The following is a 15,810-nucleotide window of genomic DNA, read 5'->3' as shown; positions in this document are numbered from 1 at the left end:
GTGCAGTTTGCAACCAGGGGGGTGGCCCACGAGAAAGGGTCGTTATGTCGCTTTATTTCTTCCGGATCAGCCAGGGCCGCTATTCTGGCGCGGCTGATCAGCCTTATGAGTTCGCCAACCGGGAAACCGCCTGGAACGAGCTGACGGCTGTCTGCTCCGACCTGATCGGCGGGATCTCGAGGTCGTTGCAGCAGGGGGCCGAGTGGCAGATGGAGCTGCTCGACGAAGCCAAGCAGCCGGTGTTCCGGATTCGCCTGGTGTCCGAAGCGGTCGGCTGAGGTCTAGCTGTCCGGGGGGATTGCGCCGCTGGCCGTCGGATTCGAGTCCGGTTTGCCGTGGCGGCAATCTTCTGCGCGCAGGCGCCTTTTGATGAAGTCTGCGTCCGCCTCGGGCACGTCAGTCGGGATTGATGGAGTTCGGCCTAGGCTCCGCGTCGTGCCCCGGCGCCGCCGATCTCCGTCACGCTTCTCGTGCTCAGTCGCTTGTGATGCTGCCGAACGTCGGTCCTGGCCCGGCCCACCTCATCTCCGGATTCATCCGCGCGGTGATCAGCGTCTTCCGGTGCTGCCGCCTGCCGGCGCAGGTCGTGGCGGCAATCGTCCTTTGCCCCGTGCGCGCTCCAAAGGTCTTGCTTCGACGCGATCCTTCAGCGGTATCGGGAGACCAGGTGTGGCGGTGGCCGGTTTCACGGTACCGTGTCATCCCTGCGCGCCATCATTTTATGGGCATTGTCAGTAATCTTACGGTTCCAGCATTAACCTCTGATAAGCCTGTTTCGCGCCCAATGAGGTCGGCAGAGACGACATGCGGGTTCGGATTTTTCGGAGCCCTCTGATCCTCTGACCTCGACCGCGCAGCGCAGCGCAGACCTGGATGTTCGGGCCGTCTTTGGCGCTGGCAGAACGCGGCCGAACCACGCAGTCAGCTGGGGTCCTCCGTGTCAAAGATGTCCATCCGTACGAAGATCATATCGGTCATCGCCTTCATGCTCGTCACCATGTGCGGGCTCGGCGTGCTCGCCGTCACCAGCATGCAGTCGATCAATGCCAACACGGTCGACATCGCCACCAATTGGCTGCCGAGCGTGCGCGCGATCGGCGAGCTGCGCGCCGACATCAATCTGCTGCGCATCGCCTTGCGCGCGCATGTGATGTCGGAGACGGCCGAGGCCAAGCAGGGCGCGGAGAAGCGCGTCAACGGAATCCTTGAGACGATCAACAAGGACCGCAAGACCTACGAGCCGATGATCACCTCGGCCGAGGAACGGGCGATCTACAACAACTGGGTGCAGTCCTGGGAGAAGTATGTCGTCGCGGTCAAGCAGGTGATGGACGAATCCAACAAGAGCGTCGGAAAGATCCCGCGCGAAGCCACCGAAATGCTGGAAAAATCGGCCGCGGCGATCGCGCGCGACGCCGACAAGTATTTCATCCAGGACATCGAGTTCAACAACAAGGGTGCCGACAACGCGACGCGGCAGGCAGCCGAGAGCTTCACGCGTGCGATCTGGCTGGTGGTGTCGATCATTGTCGCGGCCGTCATTGCCGGCGTCGCCGTCGGTTTCTATCTCGTGCAGAACGTCTCGTCCGGCATTGCGTCGATCATCAAGCCGATGCAGGAGCTCGCCAAGGGCGATCTCGGCGCGGAGGTGACGCATCGCGGCGAGCCGACCGAGATCGGCGCCATGGCCGATACGCTGCAGGTGTTCAAGGAGGCGCTGATCGCCAAGAAGGAGGCCGACGAGCTTGCGGCACACGATGCCGAGGTCAAGATCGAACGCGGCCGGCGCGTCGACAATATCACCCGCCAGTTCGAGGCGACGATCGGCGAGATCGTGCAGACGGTGTCGTCGGCCTCGACCGAGCTCGAGCATTCCGCCGGCGCGCTGTCATCCACCGCGACGCGCTCGCAGGAGATCTCGACCGCGGTTGCGGCTGCTTCGGAGGAGGCTTCGACCAACGTACAGTCGGTCGCGTCCGCGACGGAGGAGCTATCGTCGTCGATCACCGAGATCAGCCGCCAGGTGCAGGAATCCGCCCGCATGGCCACCGAGGCCGTCGACCAAGCGCGCATGACCAATGATCGCGTGAGCGAACTGAGCAAGGCGGCGGCGCGCATCGGCGACGTGGTCGAGCTGATCAACACGATCGCCGGCCAGACCAACCTGCTGGCGCTGAATGCGACCATCGAGGCGGCGCGCGCCGGCGAAGCCGGCCGCGGCTTTGCGGTCGTCGCCTCCGAGGTGAAGGCGCTGGCCGAGCAGACCGCCAAGGCGACCGACGAGATCGGCCAGCAGGTGTCCGGCATCCAGGCCGCGACGCAGGAATCGGTCGGCGCCATCCGGGCGATCTCCACGACCATCGAGCGGCTGTCGGAAATCTCGTCGGCGATCGCGGCGGCCGTGGAGGAGCAGGGCGCCGCCACGCAGGAGATCTCGCGCAACGTCCAGCAGGCATCGGAGGGCACGCAGCAGGTTTCCGTGAACGTCGTCGACGTGCAGCGCGGCGCGACCGAGACTGGTACGGCTTCCACGCACGTGCTGGCCGCGGCGCAATCGCTGGCCTCGGACAGCGACCGGCTGAAGCGTGAAGTGGCGTCGTTCCTGGAGTCGGTGCGCGCAGCCTAATCCGACGTGGCGCTACGCCGCCGGCTGAGCCGGCGGCGCCTGCTGCTGCCGTCGGAACAGCACCTTCTGGTACAGCCAGCCGATCGCGACCAGCACCAGCCCGAGGCCGATGAACGACAGGGCGCGCCACACGCCGGTCAGCGCCGACATGTCGACCAGGAAGGCCTTCAGGATCGTCAGCGCGATCACGATGGCGGATGCCAGGCGCGCGCGCTGCGACTGCACGATGATTCCGATCCCGAGCAGCATCACGCCGAAGGCGAGCCAGGCGATCGAATAGGTGTACTGCTCGGCGGCGCTGGTCGGTCCTGCCGTCAGATCGGGGCCGTGATAGATGCGGCGGATCTCGAGGCTGACATAGGACAGCGCCAGGATCAGTGCGCCCGCGGCCAGCGTATTGCCATAGGCCGGCGGACGGCGGCCTGCGACCGCGTAGGACAACAGCAGCATCAGTACCGCCGGGAACGCATAGGCCAGGATCAGGATGTTGAGCAGGCCGCCCTTGATCGCGACGTCCGAGATCATCGGGTTTTCGAATAGCAGCAGGCCGAGCACGGTGGCGCCGCCGGCGAATCCGGTGAGGATCACGGCGCTGATGTTGTGCACGATGCTGCCGCTGCGCTCCCGCAGCCGCTCCAGCCCGATCGCCAGCGCCAGGGCCACGCAGACGTCGAGTCCCACTTCGGCGAGCGACGGCACCGCCAGCATGTCGCCGTTATTGACGGCGTGGCGGATCTCCAGGAAGGCGAGCAGGGTCGTGAACAGGATCGCCGCGGCCTCCACCGCGCGCAGCGGCGCGTCGTCGCCATGGCGGCGCATCAGATAGCTCGCGCCCCAGAACGACGCCGCCGGCACGCCATAGCCCCACAGCAGCCAGTTGACGATCGGCGTGGTGCCGACATCGGCGCCGACGATGCGCGGATCATGGCCGATGCGCAGCACCACGAGCCCGGCAAAGACGGCCGCGAGCGTGCGCAGGAACGGGATCGGCCGGCTCTCGAAGATCCAGGCGGTGCCGAGCGACATCAGCGCCAGCGCGATCGTCAGCCAGCCCTTCTCAAGCGCGAAGGTCAGCGCCAGCGCCAGCGCGGCCAGCGTGCCGGTCGCGAACAGCGCGATCGAGGCACTGAGGCCGGGACGTTCCTCGCGCCGCGTCAGCGCCTCGGTGGCGACGGCAAAGCCGGCGGCGAGCACGACGGCGAGGATCGCGAACGGGATCGAGCGGTCGAGATGGGCGATGCGCGCATAGAGCGCGACCAGCAGCGCCAGCGGCGTGAACACGCCGGCCGCCGACCACACCACCGGCACGACGGCGTTGTGCGCGCGGCCCTGCGCCAGGAAGCCGGCGCCGCCGAAGCCCAGCGCGAAGATCGCGGCCGTCACCAGATGCGACGTGACCGACGCGCCGAGCGGGTTCGGCCCCATCCCGGGCAGCGCGCCGCCGGGCAGCACCAGCAGGTCCGGATTGTCGCGCAGCGCCCATTCGGCGAACACGAGGAACACGGTCGCAGCGGCGGCGGCCACCGCGCCGACGGCGCTCGGCGCGCGCCAGGCGACCGCCAGCGTCGCCGCGACCAGCACCGTGAAACCGATCAGCGCCAGGCCGTCATGGAAGCTCGCCAGCACGACCAGCATGGCGCCGAGCAGATAAAACGCCAGGCCGACGGATGAGATCGGCTCGACCTCGTCGTTCTCGGCGGCGGGTCCGAACATGAAGCCGCAGACCACGATCAGCGCGGCGAGCGCGAAACCAGCCGCGACGTGGAAGACATGCGGCGCCACCGTCTCGACGCCCGCGTCGAGTCCGGGCAAGGTCCACAGGAACGACAGCCCGATCGTGGTCATCGCGAGCCAGCGCCACAGCCGCACGCGTGCCAGCGCGAACGCGGCGGCGGTGACGATGGCGAGGTAGATGTACAGCGCCCAGTAGTTCGGCTCGCCGGTCGACACCAGCACCGGCGTCGTGAACGCCGCGACGAGGCCGAGCCCGGCGAGCGCCGGGCCGTGCAGCAGCGCCGCCGCCAGCGTGCCCAGCGCGACGATGCCGAGCAGCACGAAGGCGATCGCGGGCGGCAGGAAGTCGTACAGCGCGTAGGCCGCGTAGATGGTGGCGAAGGCGACCGCCGTGCCGGCCGCGGTGAGCATCGCCGGAATGTTGGCGATCGGCAGCGCCGCGATCTGCGAGATGCTCTCCTTGCGCCGTGTCCATTCGCCGGCCGCGAGCAGCGCGGCGGCGAACAGCGCGCCGAGCGCGACGCGCACCTCGGGGCCGACGAGGCCGGCCTCGATCGAGTAGCGCACCATGAAGAAGCCGCCGAGCGCCAGGGTCAGCCCGCCGATCCACACCACCCAGCGGGTGCCGATGCGCTCCTCGAAGCCGGCCGCGGGCTGCGGCACGGGTGGCGGCGACGCGAGCGGCGGCTGTTCGGCCGCTGCATCGCTCGCCATCGCCGCCGGCTGCAGGGTAGCCTCGGTCACCTCCGGCAATGGGGGCGGCATTGGCGGGGCTTCAGCGGGCTCCTGAAGCGGGCTGAGCGGCGGCGCGACCACCGGCGCGACCGCGATCGGGCGTGTCGCCTCGAGCTTGGCCAGCCGTGCCTGCACCTCGGCCAATCGGTCGGAGGTCCGGCGCGCGAAGGCGAGCGCCGCGAACGCCACCAGCAGGGCGATCCAATCCAGGGGCCAATCGAACATCACGCGGGAATCCTGAAATCGATGCCGCCGGGAGGCGTCACGGGTGGAGGGAAGCTGCGAGCCCTTGCGGACCCCGGCGAATCGGCCAACCGCTCCGGCGGGCCGCACGATGGCCGTCGTTCCCTCTGTGTCAAACCGTGGAACATAAGTTCAAAGCGCACCGGTACGCGGCTACGCAGCGCCGCAACTCAGTCCAGATCAATCCGGAACGGCGCGCTGTCGACCATCATGGCGCCGGGCCCGATCGCGTCCAGCGCGCGCACCATGCGCCCCTGGCGGCCCAGTGCCCTGTCGGCCAGGCTGACGATCAGCCGGTTCGGAGAGGCGATCGGCGAGGCCTGGCGGATCGCCCAGGCGATATCGAGCTCGTCGCGATTGGGGTTGAGCGCGCAGGCCGCGGCGAAGGCGCTCGCCGTGGAGCGGCTGATGCCGGCATAGCAGTGGATCACCAGCGGCGCCGCACGATCCCAGCCGCGCACGAACTCCAGCACCTGGGCGACGTGATCCTCGCTCGGCGCCATGAAGCCAGGAAGCTGCTCGGTGATGTCGTCGACCGAGACCCGCAGATGGTTCTCGGGGCGGATCGTCTCCGGTCGCCGCACCTGCTCGACATTGGCCATGATGGTCAGCACGTGGCTGGCGCCGGTCAGGCGCACGGTCTCGGGCAGGGCGGCGAGTGAGCAGACGTGGATCATGGCGAGCCTTTGAGCGCCCGATTATACGAATGGGGGCACAAGGGCAAAAGCGCGTTTTGGATGTCAGCCGTCGGGCTGGCGCATGTGTGCGCCGACAGCCCTCAGCGCGTGTTCTTGAGCTGCCGCAGCTCCTGGCGGACCAGATGGGCCTTGCCCTCGATCTCCGCGTTGAGCCGTTCGAGATGATCGAGCACCCGCTCACGGTTCTGGGGGGCGATCTCGACCGGTTTCTCGGACCAGGGACGGCGCACGAACAGGGCCACGATGGCGACGGCCAAGGCGGTCAGGAGCGGAAAGCTCAGGGCAACGAGCTGGTGCGTGGTCATCGAAGACCTCCCAGGATCCACTGACCGAGCAAATGTATGAGCACTCCGGTGATAATGCAAACGCCCCCCGACCCGTAGATCAGGCCCGAGGGGGTGCTGGGCGGCAGCACTCCATAGACGAACTGGGCAAGCGGCACGAACGTCCCGGCAGTGACGATGGCCGTCGCCAGCGTGTTGACCCAGTTGGCGGCCAGCTTCAGCCGTTCATTGCGGCGCTCGTCCGGCGTCAGCGGCATCTCAGCATGCCCCCAGCACCGCGTTGAAGCGGGTCAGGAACTGCTTCTCGGCCTTGGCCGCGCTCCAGGGCGTCAGATAGTCCGTCACGGTGGCGTCCGGCAGGCCGGGGTCGCGACCGAACAGCTTCTTCGCCTCGCTCTCCGAGAAGCCGGCCAGCCGGGTCGCCTCCAGAAAGGCGGCGCCGCGGTCGGCCGCCTTGATCTGGCGCTCGATCTCCGGAGCAATCTCCGCCGGCAGCCCGAAGCGGATGTGGATCGCCCCGAGCAGCCGCTTCTCGACTGATTTGTAGCCGTCGCCGAGCACCGCCTTGAACGGCGAGATCATGTCGCCGATGACGTATTCCGGTGCATCGTGCAGCAACGCGGCGAGCCGCAGCTTCGCATCGATGTTGGGCTTGCGCGCGCGCATCACCGTCTCGACCAGCAGCGTGTGCTGCGCGACCGAGAAGATGTGCGCGCCGGTGGTCTGGCCATTCCAGCGCGCGACACGCGCGAGCCCGTGGGCGATGTCGGCGATCTCGACATCGAGCGGCGAGGGATCGATGAGGTTGAGCCGCCGGCCGGACAGCATGCGCTGCCAGACGCGGTCGTGCCCGCTCGGGGCCTTGTCAGTCGTCATTTGGGAGGCTTGAGGCGCGGGGCGCGGCGCTTGCCGCTGCAGGTCTCGTGGCAGAAGCAGGTGACGAGATGGTCGTTGACCATGCCGGTCGCCTGCATGAAGGCATAGACGATCGTGGGACCGACGAACTTGAAGCCGCGCGCGGCCAGCTCTTTCGAGATCTTGATCGACAGCGGCGTCGAGGCCGGCACGCTCGCGGTGGTCTTGAACTGATTGACCTTGGGCGCGCCGTCCATGAAGTCCCACAGCAGCTTGGAGAAGCCGGGACCCTTGTCCTGGATGTCGAGCCAGGATTTCGCGCTGAGAATAGTCCCTTCGATCTTGGCGCGGTTGCGCACGATGCCGGCATCGTTCATCAGCGCGTGGATCTTCTTGTCGCCGTAGCGCGCGATCTTCTCCGGCTGGAAATCATCGAAGGCGCGGCGGAAATTGTCACGCTTGCGCAGGATCGTGATCCACGACAGCCCGGCCTGGAAGCCGTCGAGGATCAGCTTCTCGAACAGCGCGCGGTCGTCATATTCCGGCACGCCCCACTCGGTGTCGTGATAGGCGACATAGAGCGGATCGCTGCCCGGCCAGGGGCAGCGCGTCAGGCCATCGGGATGGACGACAGCAGCGCGACCCATGAGACCGGCTCAGGCGACCGTCTGTTTCGGCGCGCCCTGCAGCGCGTCGGGATCAGCGATGCGCAGAACGAGGCCGCCGGCGGTGAGCGGCGTTCCCGCCTCCAACGCCTCGGCGGCGCGGTCGATGCGCAGCAGCGCCATGCCCTTCTGCGCGGCGGCCGAGCCCATGGTGCCGACCGACTTGTCGCCGGCCAGAATCGGCGTGCCCGGCTCGGGACTCGGCCCGTCGAGCAGCACCTTCGCCGCGCGCGTGCGCGTGGTGCCGCGATGATGCATGCGGCTCACGACCTCCTGGCCGACATAGCAGCCCTTGCCGACGTCGACGCCGTGCAGCCGGTCCATGTTGGTCTCGTGCGGGAAGGCGTCGCCATACATGAAGTCGAGCCCGCCGCGCGGCACGCTGCAGTCGATACGATGCGCCTCATAGGCGTCGGAATCGACGATCTCGGCGCCGAGCCGTGCGGCGATCTCCGCGAGCGCCTCCTGCGGCGCAATGACGCGCGCGCCGAGGCGCTCATGACGCGGATCGACGAAGCTCGGCTCCGGCGTGGCGCCGATGGCACCATCCCAGACCGCGATCACGCCGAGCTCTCCGGAGCGATTGCTGACCGCGACCTTGGCCCTGAGCTTGTAGAGGTTGAGCTTGTCGGTGAGCGCCTGCGCCAGCGCGCGCGGACAGTCGAGCAGCAAGCGCTCGCCGGCGTCCGTCGCCGGCACCTGCGCCACCAGGAAATCAACGATGATCTTGCCTTGCGGCGTCAGCAGCGCGCCGAACCGGGCCTCGCCAGGCGTGAGCTTGGTGACGTCGGTGGTGAAGAGACCGTTGAGGAACTTGCGTGCATCGTCGCCGCTGACCTGGACCACGCCCCGGTCGTCGAGAAACGTCGCCTTCATCCGAAAAACCTCTTGCGACAGGCCGCACTGAAACGTAAGCCGCCCTGGCATAAACCACAAGGCTGAAACGCCGCCGCGCGGTGGCTTCATTCTAAAGATCGAGACTCGCGTGCCACCGGAGGCCAGCAAATGGGCAGGCGCGCAGCATGATCGATCTGTCTTGGGGCGGTCAGGAGAATGAAATCCTATGAGGGCTTCATGAGCGCGCGCTTCGACGTCATTCTGAAATCCGGCACCGTGGTCAATCAGGACGGCGAGGGCGTCCGCGACATCGGCATGTCAGGCGGACGCATTGTCGAGATCGGCGATCTCGGCGCCGCCTCGGCCGCCGAGATCATCGACTGCAAGGGACTGCACGTGCTGCCCGGCGTGATCGACACCCAGGTGCATTTCCGCGAGCCTGGTCTCACTCACAAGGAGGACCTTGAAACCGGCTCGCGCAGCGCCGTGATGGGCGGCGTCACCGCCGTGTTCGAGATGCCCAACACCAATCCGCTGACGGTGACCGAGGAGGCGTTCACCGCCAAGGTCGCTGCCGGCCGCCATCGCATGCATTGCGATTTCGCCTTCTTCATCGGCGGCACCCGCGAGAATGTCGAGCAGCTCCCGGTGTTGGAGCGCGCCGAGGGCTGCGCCGGCGTCAAGGTGTTCGTCGGCTCGTCCACCGGCTCGCTGCTGGTCGAGGACGACGACAGCCTGCGCCGCATCTTCCAGGTGATCCGCCGCCGTGCCGCGTTCCACGCCGAGGACGAGTACCGCCTCAACGAGCGCAAGGACCTGCGCGTCGAGAACGATCCGCGCTCACACCCGGTGTGGCGCGACGAGGAGGCTGCGCTGCGCGCCACGCAACGTCTCGTGACCCTCGCGCACGAGACCGGCAAGCGCATCCACGTGCTGCACATCTCCACCAAGGAGGAGATCGTGTATCTGCGCGACCACAAGGACGTCGCCACCGTCGAGGCGACGCCGCATCATCTCACCTTGGCGGCGCCGGAGTGCTACGAGCGGCTCGGCACCTACGCGCAGATGAATCCGCCGGTGCGATCGGCCGATCATCGCGACGTCATCTGGTGGGGCGTCCACCAGGGCATCGTCGACATCTTAGGCTCCGACCACGCGCCGCACACCGCGGAGGAGAAGTCCAAGACCTATCCGGCCTCGCCCTCCGGCATGACCGGCGTGCAGACGCTGGTGCCGATCATGCTCGACCACGTCAATGCCGGCCGGCTGTCGCTGCAACGTTTCGTCGACCTCACCAGCGCCGGCCCCGCCCGCATCTACAACATCGCCCGCAAGGGCCGCATCGCCGCCGGCTACGACGCCGACCTCACCATCGTGGACCTCAAGCGCAGCGAGACCATCACCAACGAATGGGTCGCTTCGAAAGCCGGCTGGACGCCCTATGATGGCCTACGCGTCACCGGCTGGCCGGTCGGCACGTTCGTCCGCGGCCAGCGCGTGATGTGGCAGGGCGAGCTGCTGACGCCAGCGACCGGCGAGCCGGTGCGGTTCATGGAGACGCTGCGGCCGTAACGGCGCTGCGCGTGAGTTTGCTCCGTCATTGCGAGCGCAGTGTTCAGCCCGGGGACATAGCTGACGGGTGTTCGGGGAGATGGTTGACACTTCAAAATCGGCTCGATTCGTCAAGCAGAGGGGCGAGCGATGCCGTGGCGAGAGGTGTCTGTCATGGACCAGCGACGAGAGTTTGTGATGCTTGCCAAGCAGGAAGGGGCGAACCGGCGGGAGCTGTGTCGGCGGTTCGGCATCAGCCCTCAGACGGGCTACAAATGGATCCAGCGGCATGACGCTGGGGACACGGCGCTGGCGGATCGGTCGCGGCGGCCTCATCGAAGTCCGGAGCGCACCGCGGCTGCGACCGAGCAGCAGATTGTCGCATTGCGCGATGCTCACCCGGCCTGGGGCGCGCGCAAGCTCGCACGGTGTCTTGAGCGTGATGGTCAAGCTGTCCCGGCGATATCCACCGTGCACACCATCCTGCGCCGCTACGATCGAGTGGTCGAGCCTGCAGGCGCGCCCGGACAGCCCTACACGCGGTTCGAGAAGGATGCGCCCAATCAGCTGTGGCAGGTGGACTTCAAGGGGCACAGTGCGCTGGAGAACGGTGTGTCCTGTCATCCGCTGACAGCGTTGGACGATCACTCCCGCTTCTCGTTGTGCCTGGCGGCTTGTGACAACGAGCGCGGCTCTACGGTCAAAGGACATTTGGAGACGACGTTCCGCCGTTATGGACTGCCGGATGCGATGTTCGTCGACAATGGTGGCCCCTGGGGATTTACCCTCGAAGACCCCTGGACCGCGTTGACGGTCTGGCTTCTGAAGCTCGGCGTTCGAACGATCCACAGCCGGCCCTACCATCCTCAGAGCCGCGGCAAGAACGAACGCTTCCACCGTAGTCTGAAGGCCGAGGTGTTTGCCTTCAGGCGCTACCGTGATCTTCCCGATGTCCAGCGGGCACTCGACGGATGGCGCTCCATCTACAATCTCGACCGGCCGCACGAGGCCTTGAACTTCGACGTGCCGGCAAGCCGCTATCAACCGAGCCAACGTGCGATGCCAGACCGGCTTCCGATCGTCGAATACGACGAGGGTGAGAGCATCCGTTCCGTGTCGAGCACGAAGGCCTACGTCAGTTTCGAGGGGCGGCTCTGGAAAGTCCCGCAAGCCTTCCGAGGTGAGCGGCTGGCTATCCGGCCACTCAGTGCCGACGGAAAGTTCGGAATTTTCTTTGCCGCACATCAGATCGCATCGATTGATCTGCGCGACCCCAAAACTGTCAACTATGTCCCCGAACAGGTGTAAGCTATGTCTCCGGGCTGAACAGCAGCGACGCAGTCCAGAGTCCTTAGCGCGGCCCTGGATTGCTTCGTCGCTCTGCTCCTCGCAATGACGCGGAGCGGGCATCACGCCTGGCCGTCGTTCACGCGAACAGTTTGTCGATGTCGTCCTGGGAAATCGCCACGCCCGGCCGCTTCGGGCCCTCCATCAAGTCCGGGGCGCTTGGGGCAGCAAGCTCGGTGGCCAGCCGCGCCAGCTCCTCTTTTCCCCAGATGCGGACGAGCTTGTTGATGTGGTCCTCCATGAACTGCAGCGACTTGACCACGCGCGTGATCCGCTGCCCTGTGAGGTCCTGAAACGCGCACGCCTCGAACACCTTGTTCGTGCTGTCGACGATCTCGTCGCAGACCGCTGCGGCAGTCGGGTCTTTGACTTTCTGCAACTTCGCGACGCTGGCGCCGATCGCCTCCATGCTTTCGAGGATCGCGTTCCCGGCCGTCTCCGTATTCTCGACGATAGCGTCGAGGGTGTCGGTCATCGTCGCGAAACTGCCCTTGCCGTCGCCTTGAAGAGCGGCGAGTTCGCGCCGCATGCTGCTGATCTGGCCGAACATCTCGACCAGGTACGTCTTCAGCAATCTCTCTTCTTCCGGCGCAATCATCAGAAATCCCCGAATTTTCCTTAACGTTTCCTTACCAATTCTTCACGCGGCAGTTGCAAACCCCGGCCTGCTCTTCTGTGAAGGCATTTCGGATTTCGCTTCGGCGGTGACCGGCTCGCGACGCGGCTATCGAGATTTCACGTCAGCTCGAAACGGTACTGTGGTCAGGTAGGTGAAGATCAGCGACCTATTTTTGCCGGTTTTCGTTAAGGGCGCATGTTCATTCACGTCAAAGCCTTCAAATTGCTTCGTGAAGAGTTTCCGAGCCGACGTGGCTGCCGGGGGAGGCCATTGGGCAGAGCTCGGTCTGCTGTCGGTTTCCGCGACGCGGGGACAGCGCTTGGAGCCTGGATGAGCGGGCGGGCGTCACGACAGGAGGCAGGCGGCGCGCGGCCGGCCAAAATGAATGCGAATGTCCGCTGCCAGGGACGACGCGGACGTGGGGGAGAAATTCCAGTACGCCGCCTCTTGACCCAGAGCGCTCCACCTGACCGCCATCAGTCGACCGACTTGCGTTTTGCCGAGCAACATTCTTGCCGGCACCCGACGGTTCCGCTCTCGGGGACGACCTGGCCTCTGCAATCCCAGGAATCGATGGGCCGCCTGTGACCCCGATCATCGTTCGGTTCACGGCCAGGCGCGCGGCATCGGCGCGGCGCTGACGAAGCCGGATATTTCGACTATCCTGCCATGTGGACCATCAAGGCGGGGCAGGACGGGGGTCCAGGAGGGGACATCGATGAGCACAGTAAGAAGCGCGCTGGCGCAGAAGAGTGGCGCCGTGATCCATGTTCGTTCCGACGACATGGTCGTCGAAGCCTTGCGCCAGATGCGCGACAACCGGGTCCGGTCGGTGCTCGTCATCGACGACGGCGCGCTGGTCGGCATCGTGACGCAGGGGGACTGCGCCATCAAAGTGCTGCTGCCCGGGCTCGACGCCAAGCAGACGCCGGTGGGCCAGGTGATGACGGGCAACCCGGTGACGGTCAAGCCGGACCACCGGCTGGACAGTTGCATGGCCATGATGTCTCAGCGTGGTTTTCGCCATCTGCCGGTGCTGGACGCGGGCAAGGTCGTGGGCGTGATCTCGATCGGAGACGTCGTCAAGAACATCATCCGGGATCTGGAGCACAACGTCGACGACCTGATGGGCTACATCATGAAGGACGGCCCCGGGGGCTGACGGACGAACGTGGTGCCGTCGCCCTCCGCCTATGTCTGCTTTTGTGAAGGGTTTCGGATGCCGGCCGCATGATTGATGGCGCGGCATATTCGGGCGGCCGTCGTCCGAAAGCCTCCAAGGGAGGAAACCGCGCTTGGTGGGCAGGACTGGTGCGGCAGGCTCTATGGGGATTTGATGGACGGCAGGTGTGGCAGCACGTCTGCGAGGCTACCGCTACGCAGTACCAGAGCGGCATCGACTTCCATTTCGACTGGGGCGTATCGCAATTCCTGTCGAAGCAGGTCTTTGTCGGCTTCGTCGGCTACGCCTACCAGCAGACTACCGATGATTTCAGTCAGCCCGCCGTGCTCGGCGGTTTCCGTTCGCGCGTGCTCGGCTAAACAAAAGCGGCCCACTCCGGTTGGAAGTGGGCCTTTGTCTATCGGCGAAAAAGGAAGTCCTATTGAACCGTCGCGTTCATGGTGATCACCGACGTTCCGGAGGCAGTCGGTCCCTTGCCAGTTGCCGTCACGGCGAAGCTGTCGGGGCCCTTGTAGCCTGCTTTCGCCGTGTACTGGAATGTCGAAATATTTAGCTTCTTCAGGGTGCCGTGAGCCGGCTTCTGTGAAATGCTCGAGCTTTTCATCACGCCCGCTATCCGAATTGGAAACAGGCAGCTTCCACCAGAAGCGACGTTGAAGTAGCCGGTCGAATTGATACCCCAGTCCGATAAGCTTCCGGAAGCTGGACACTCCGAAGCTGCGCGCGCTGGCGAGAGCGACGCCGAGATGGGCGCGGCGGCAACGAGGGCTAAAAGAACTGCTGTCGAACATCGCATGAAAGCCTCCCTTGTTTTTGAGTAACAATAGGATCGCGCTCCCAGCGTTTCCAATATTGACCAGGATCAACATACACCGCCCACTTGGCTGAAATGCGTGCCAAGGTGTGACCCTTGGCGAAAATTCGCAACTCCTGTGGCACCCAAGACTGCTCAGACAGCTATATGTCCGCTCCAAAGCGGTCATTAGACCGGAGACTTGATTCCTCGCCGGAGCCGTCGGTGTATTTGAGCTACGCAGAGTCTCACAAGTATGCGAGGTACGAACTTATCCAGACGAGAATCGACGTGATCATTCCGATTGGGCCGGCGTTTGCGGCGATGGCCCATGCGCTGCCGGGCATCCCGAGGCGCAGCCGCGTCTTGTCAAGATTATCTGGCAACGAGATCGTCGCCGGGTAGCCCTGAGCGCCACCGATCGAACCGACGCGTGCTAATTGGCCGGAAACCGCGATCTGGCCCTGACCGATGCCGCGAGGGATTTCGAGTATTCGCGCCCCGAATATCTCGCCGGGATTATCGTCGAAGACCAGCTTTACGGTTGCTCCGGGCTTCACTGTTTGGAAGGCGTTCGGTTTGAACGTCGCGAGAATGGTGATGTCGTTGGTGAGGATGAATGACATCTCGGAACGCGTCTGCAATGCCCGAGCGCCAACCGCCAGTGCCAGGCTGCTGACGTAGCCGTCGCCCGTTGCCCGAATGGTGGTCTGATCCAGCTCCCACCGGGCGTTTTCGAGCTGAGCCTGGAGTTGTGCAACGTTGGTATTCTCGCCTCCGATCTCGGATTCCATTGCGAGCCGGGCGTTCTCTACTGCGGCTTCCGCTGCGAGCAATTGGTATTGCACGGTGTCGTACTGCACCTGCGTGTCCTGCAGACGAAACTCAGCCTGAGAGCCGGTTGCGACGAGCTTCCGAATGTCGGCCAACCTTTGGGTCTGGTAGACGAGCTGTTGCTTCAAGGCATCGGCGTTCGCCTTGGCTTGATCATAGCTGGCCTTGAGTTGTTTGACTTGCTGCTGCGCCTGAGCGAGCGAGGCCTCCAATTGGCTGACCTTGTATTTGTAAGGTGCCGGATCGATCTGGAACAAGATGGCGCCGGCCTTCACCGGGGCGTTGACTTGGACGGGGATGCTTACGACCTGGCCCGAGACGTTGGGTGTGACCTCGACCACCCTAGAGATCACGACAAAGCGGCCGGCGGGCGTGAGCGAGTTGAACAGGCCAAGGAAGACCATCAAGATGAAAGCGCCGATGACAACGGTGATGGTGCCGGCCCCCCATCCCCACTTCACAAGCTTCAGCTTCGAGAACAGGAGCCAGACCATGACGATGTAGAGTACCATCACGAGGACCATGGCGCTTCGCTCCTTCGTATGCCGCGAGACAGCCGAAAATTGAGCCGGCCGCATTACGGCGGTTTGCCAAGGACGATTCGGCTTCTCGCAAACAGCATCTGCAACATTCTCATCCAAATTATTCTGAGTTGGCCTGTTGATCTGGATCAACGCGAAGATCGTTTCTAATGAAACTATTCGTCTTTGGCGGAGGAGGCGAAAATGAAGCTCTCAATCGCAATAGCGACTACGCTGCTGATAACCGGGTTCGTAGCCGCGAGCACTGAGAAAGCCAGCGCTGTG

General features: G+C 65.0%; 15 protein-coding genes and 1 pseudogene. 6 read left to right on the top strand and 10 right to left on the bottom strand.

Features of this window, described 5'->3' with window-relative positions; all coding sequences use genetic code 11:
* Positions 1-44 precede the first annotated feature (44 nt).
* Positions 45-278 carry a DUF6894 family protein gene (locus ACQR13_RS25535; RefSeq protein WP_315717224.1) on the top strand — a complete coding sequence of 78 codons (234 nt, stop codon included), beginning with the start codon at positions 45-47 and terminating at the stop codon, positions 276-278.
* A 659-nt stretch (positions 279-937) separates the two neighbouring features.
* Positions 938-2,626, top strand: a complete 1,689-nt coding sequence (locus tag ACQR13_RS25530; protein WP_315717223.1) for a methyl-accepting chemotaxis protein — start codon at positions 938-940, stop codon at positions 2,624-2,626.
* Positions 2,627-2,638: 12 nt separating this feature from the next.
* On the opposite strand, the gene ACQR13_RS25525 is transcribed toward ACQR13_RS25530, so the two are convergent.
* The 7 genes from ACQR13_RS25525 to ACQR13_RS25495 all read right to left on the bottom strand — a co-directional run bounded on the left by ACQR13_RS25525 (position 2,639) and on the right by ACQR13_RS25495 (position 8,716).
* The gene (locus ACQR13_RS25525; protein ID WP_434863362.1) at positions 2,639-5,320 is read right to left on the bottom strand and encodes a DUF2339 domain-containing protein; all 2,682 of its coding nucleotides are present in this window, start codon (positions 5,318-5,320) and stop codon (positions 2,639-2,641) included.
* Between the two features lie 188 nt (positions 5,321-5,508).
* Entirely contained in the window at positions 5,509-6,015 is a 507-nt protein-coding gene (locus tag ACQR13_RS25520) for a tyrosine phosphatase family protein (protein ID WP_315717221.1), read from the bottom strand.
* 101 nt (positions 6,016-6,116) lie between these two features.
* Positions 6,117-6,341 carry a hypothetical protein gene (locus ACQR13_RS25515; protein ID WP_434863361.1) on the bottom strand — a complete coding sequence of 75 codons (225 nt, stop codon included), beginning with the start codon at positions 6,339-6,341 and terminating at the stop codon, positions 6,117-6,119.
* Positions 6,338-6,577, bottom strand: coding sequence for a hypothetical protein (locus tag ACQR13_RS25510; protein WP_434863360.1), 240 nt, complete (start codon positions 6,575-6,577; stop codon positions 6,338-6,340). The genes ACQR13_RS25515 and ACQR13_RS25510 overlap by 4 nt, the downstream gene beginning before the upstream one ends.
* Before the next feature lies 1 nt (position 6,578).
* The gene (locus ACQR13_RS25505; RefSeq protein WP_315717218.1) at positions 6,579-7,196 is read right to left on the bottom strand and encodes an HD family hydrolase; all 618 of its coding nucleotides are present in this window, start codon (positions 7,194-7,196) and stop codon (positions 6,579-6,581) included.
* Entirely contained in the window at positions 7,193-7,822 is a 630-nt protein-coding gene (locus ACQR13_RS25500; protein WP_316172769.1) for a DNA-3-methyladenine glycosylase I, read from the bottom strand. Before ACQR13_RS25500 ends, ACQR13_RS25505 begins: the two co-directional genes overlap by 4 nt.
* A gap of 9 nt (positions 7,823-7,831) precedes the next feature.
* The gene (locus ACQR13_RS25495) at positions 7,832-8,716 is read right to left on the bottom strand and encodes a YgfZ/GcvT domain-containing protein (protein ID WP_315826951.1); all 885 of its coding nucleotides are present in this window, start codon (positions 8,714-8,716) and stop codon (positions 7,832-7,834) included.
* Positions 8,717-8,914: 198 nt separating this feature from the next.
* On the opposite strand from ACQR13_RS25495, the gene ACQR13_RS25490 reads away from it, so the two are divergent.
* Both ACQR13_RS25490 and ACQR13_RS25485 read left to right on the top strand, forming a co-directional pair.
* Entirely contained in the window at positions 8,915-10,249 is a 1,335-nt protein-coding gene (locus ACQR13_RS25490) for a dihydroorotase (RefSeq protein ID WP_315717367.1), read from the top strand.
* Positions 10,250-10,378: 129 nt separating this feature from the next.
* Positions 10,379-11,536: an IS481 family transposase gene (locus ACQR13_RS25485; RefSeq protein ID WP_434863359.1), complete on the top strand. Its 1,158-nt coding sequence runs from the start codon at positions 10,379-10,381 to the stop codon at positions 11,534-11,536.
* 118 nt (positions 11,537-11,654) lie between these two features.
* Here the strand turns inward: ACQR13_RS25485 and ACQR13_RS25480 are convergent, their stop codons facing one another.
* A complete protein-coding gene (locus ACQR13_RS25480; RefSeq protein WP_316167499.1) occupies positions 11,655-12,173 on the bottom strand; it encodes a protein phosphatase CheZ in 519 nt (172 codons plus the stop codon).
* A gap of 739 nt (positions 12,174-12,912) precedes the next feature.
* Here ACQR13_RS25480 and ACQR13_RS25475 point away from each other — a divergent pair.
* Positions 12,913-13,356 (top strand): CBS domain-containing protein, encoded by a 444-nt coding sequence (locus ACQR13_RS25475; protein ID WP_316159425.1) that lies wholly within the window; start codon positions 12,913-12,915, stop codon positions 13,354-13,356.
* A gap of 215 nt (positions 13,357-13,571) precedes the next feature.
* Positions 13,572-13,733, top strand: a pseudogene (locus tag ACQR13_RS25470) (transporter); the annotation flags it as partial.
* 62 nt (positions 13,734-13,795) lie between these two features.
* Here the strand turns inward: ACQR13_RS25470 and ACQR13_RS25465 are convergent.
* Both ACQR13_RS25465 and ACQR13_RS25460 read right to left on the bottom strand, forming a co-directional pair.
* Positions 13,796-14,173, bottom strand: a complete 378-nt coding sequence (locus ACQR13_RS25465) for an Ig-like domain-containing protein (protein WP_315717213.1) — start codon at positions 14,171-14,173, stop codon at positions 13,796-13,798.
* Between the two features lie 245 nt (positions 14,174-14,418).
* A complete protein-coding gene (locus ACQR13_RS25460; RefSeq protein WP_434863358.1) occupies positions 14,419-15,678 on the bottom strand; it encodes an HlyD family secretion protein in 1,260 nt (419 codons plus the stop codon).
* Positions 15,679-15,810: the final 132 nt, after the last annotated feature.

This window comes from Bradyrhizobium sp. HKCCYLRH3059 (assembly GCF_051168035.1).
In the GTDB taxonomy this organism is placed as follows: Bacteria; Pseudomonadota; Alphaproteobacteria; order Rhizobiales; family Xanthobacteraceae; genus Bradyrhizobium.
The sequence above is the reverse complement of the archived record's forward strand: the minus strand, read 5'-3'. Positions and strand labels throughout refer to the sequence as shown.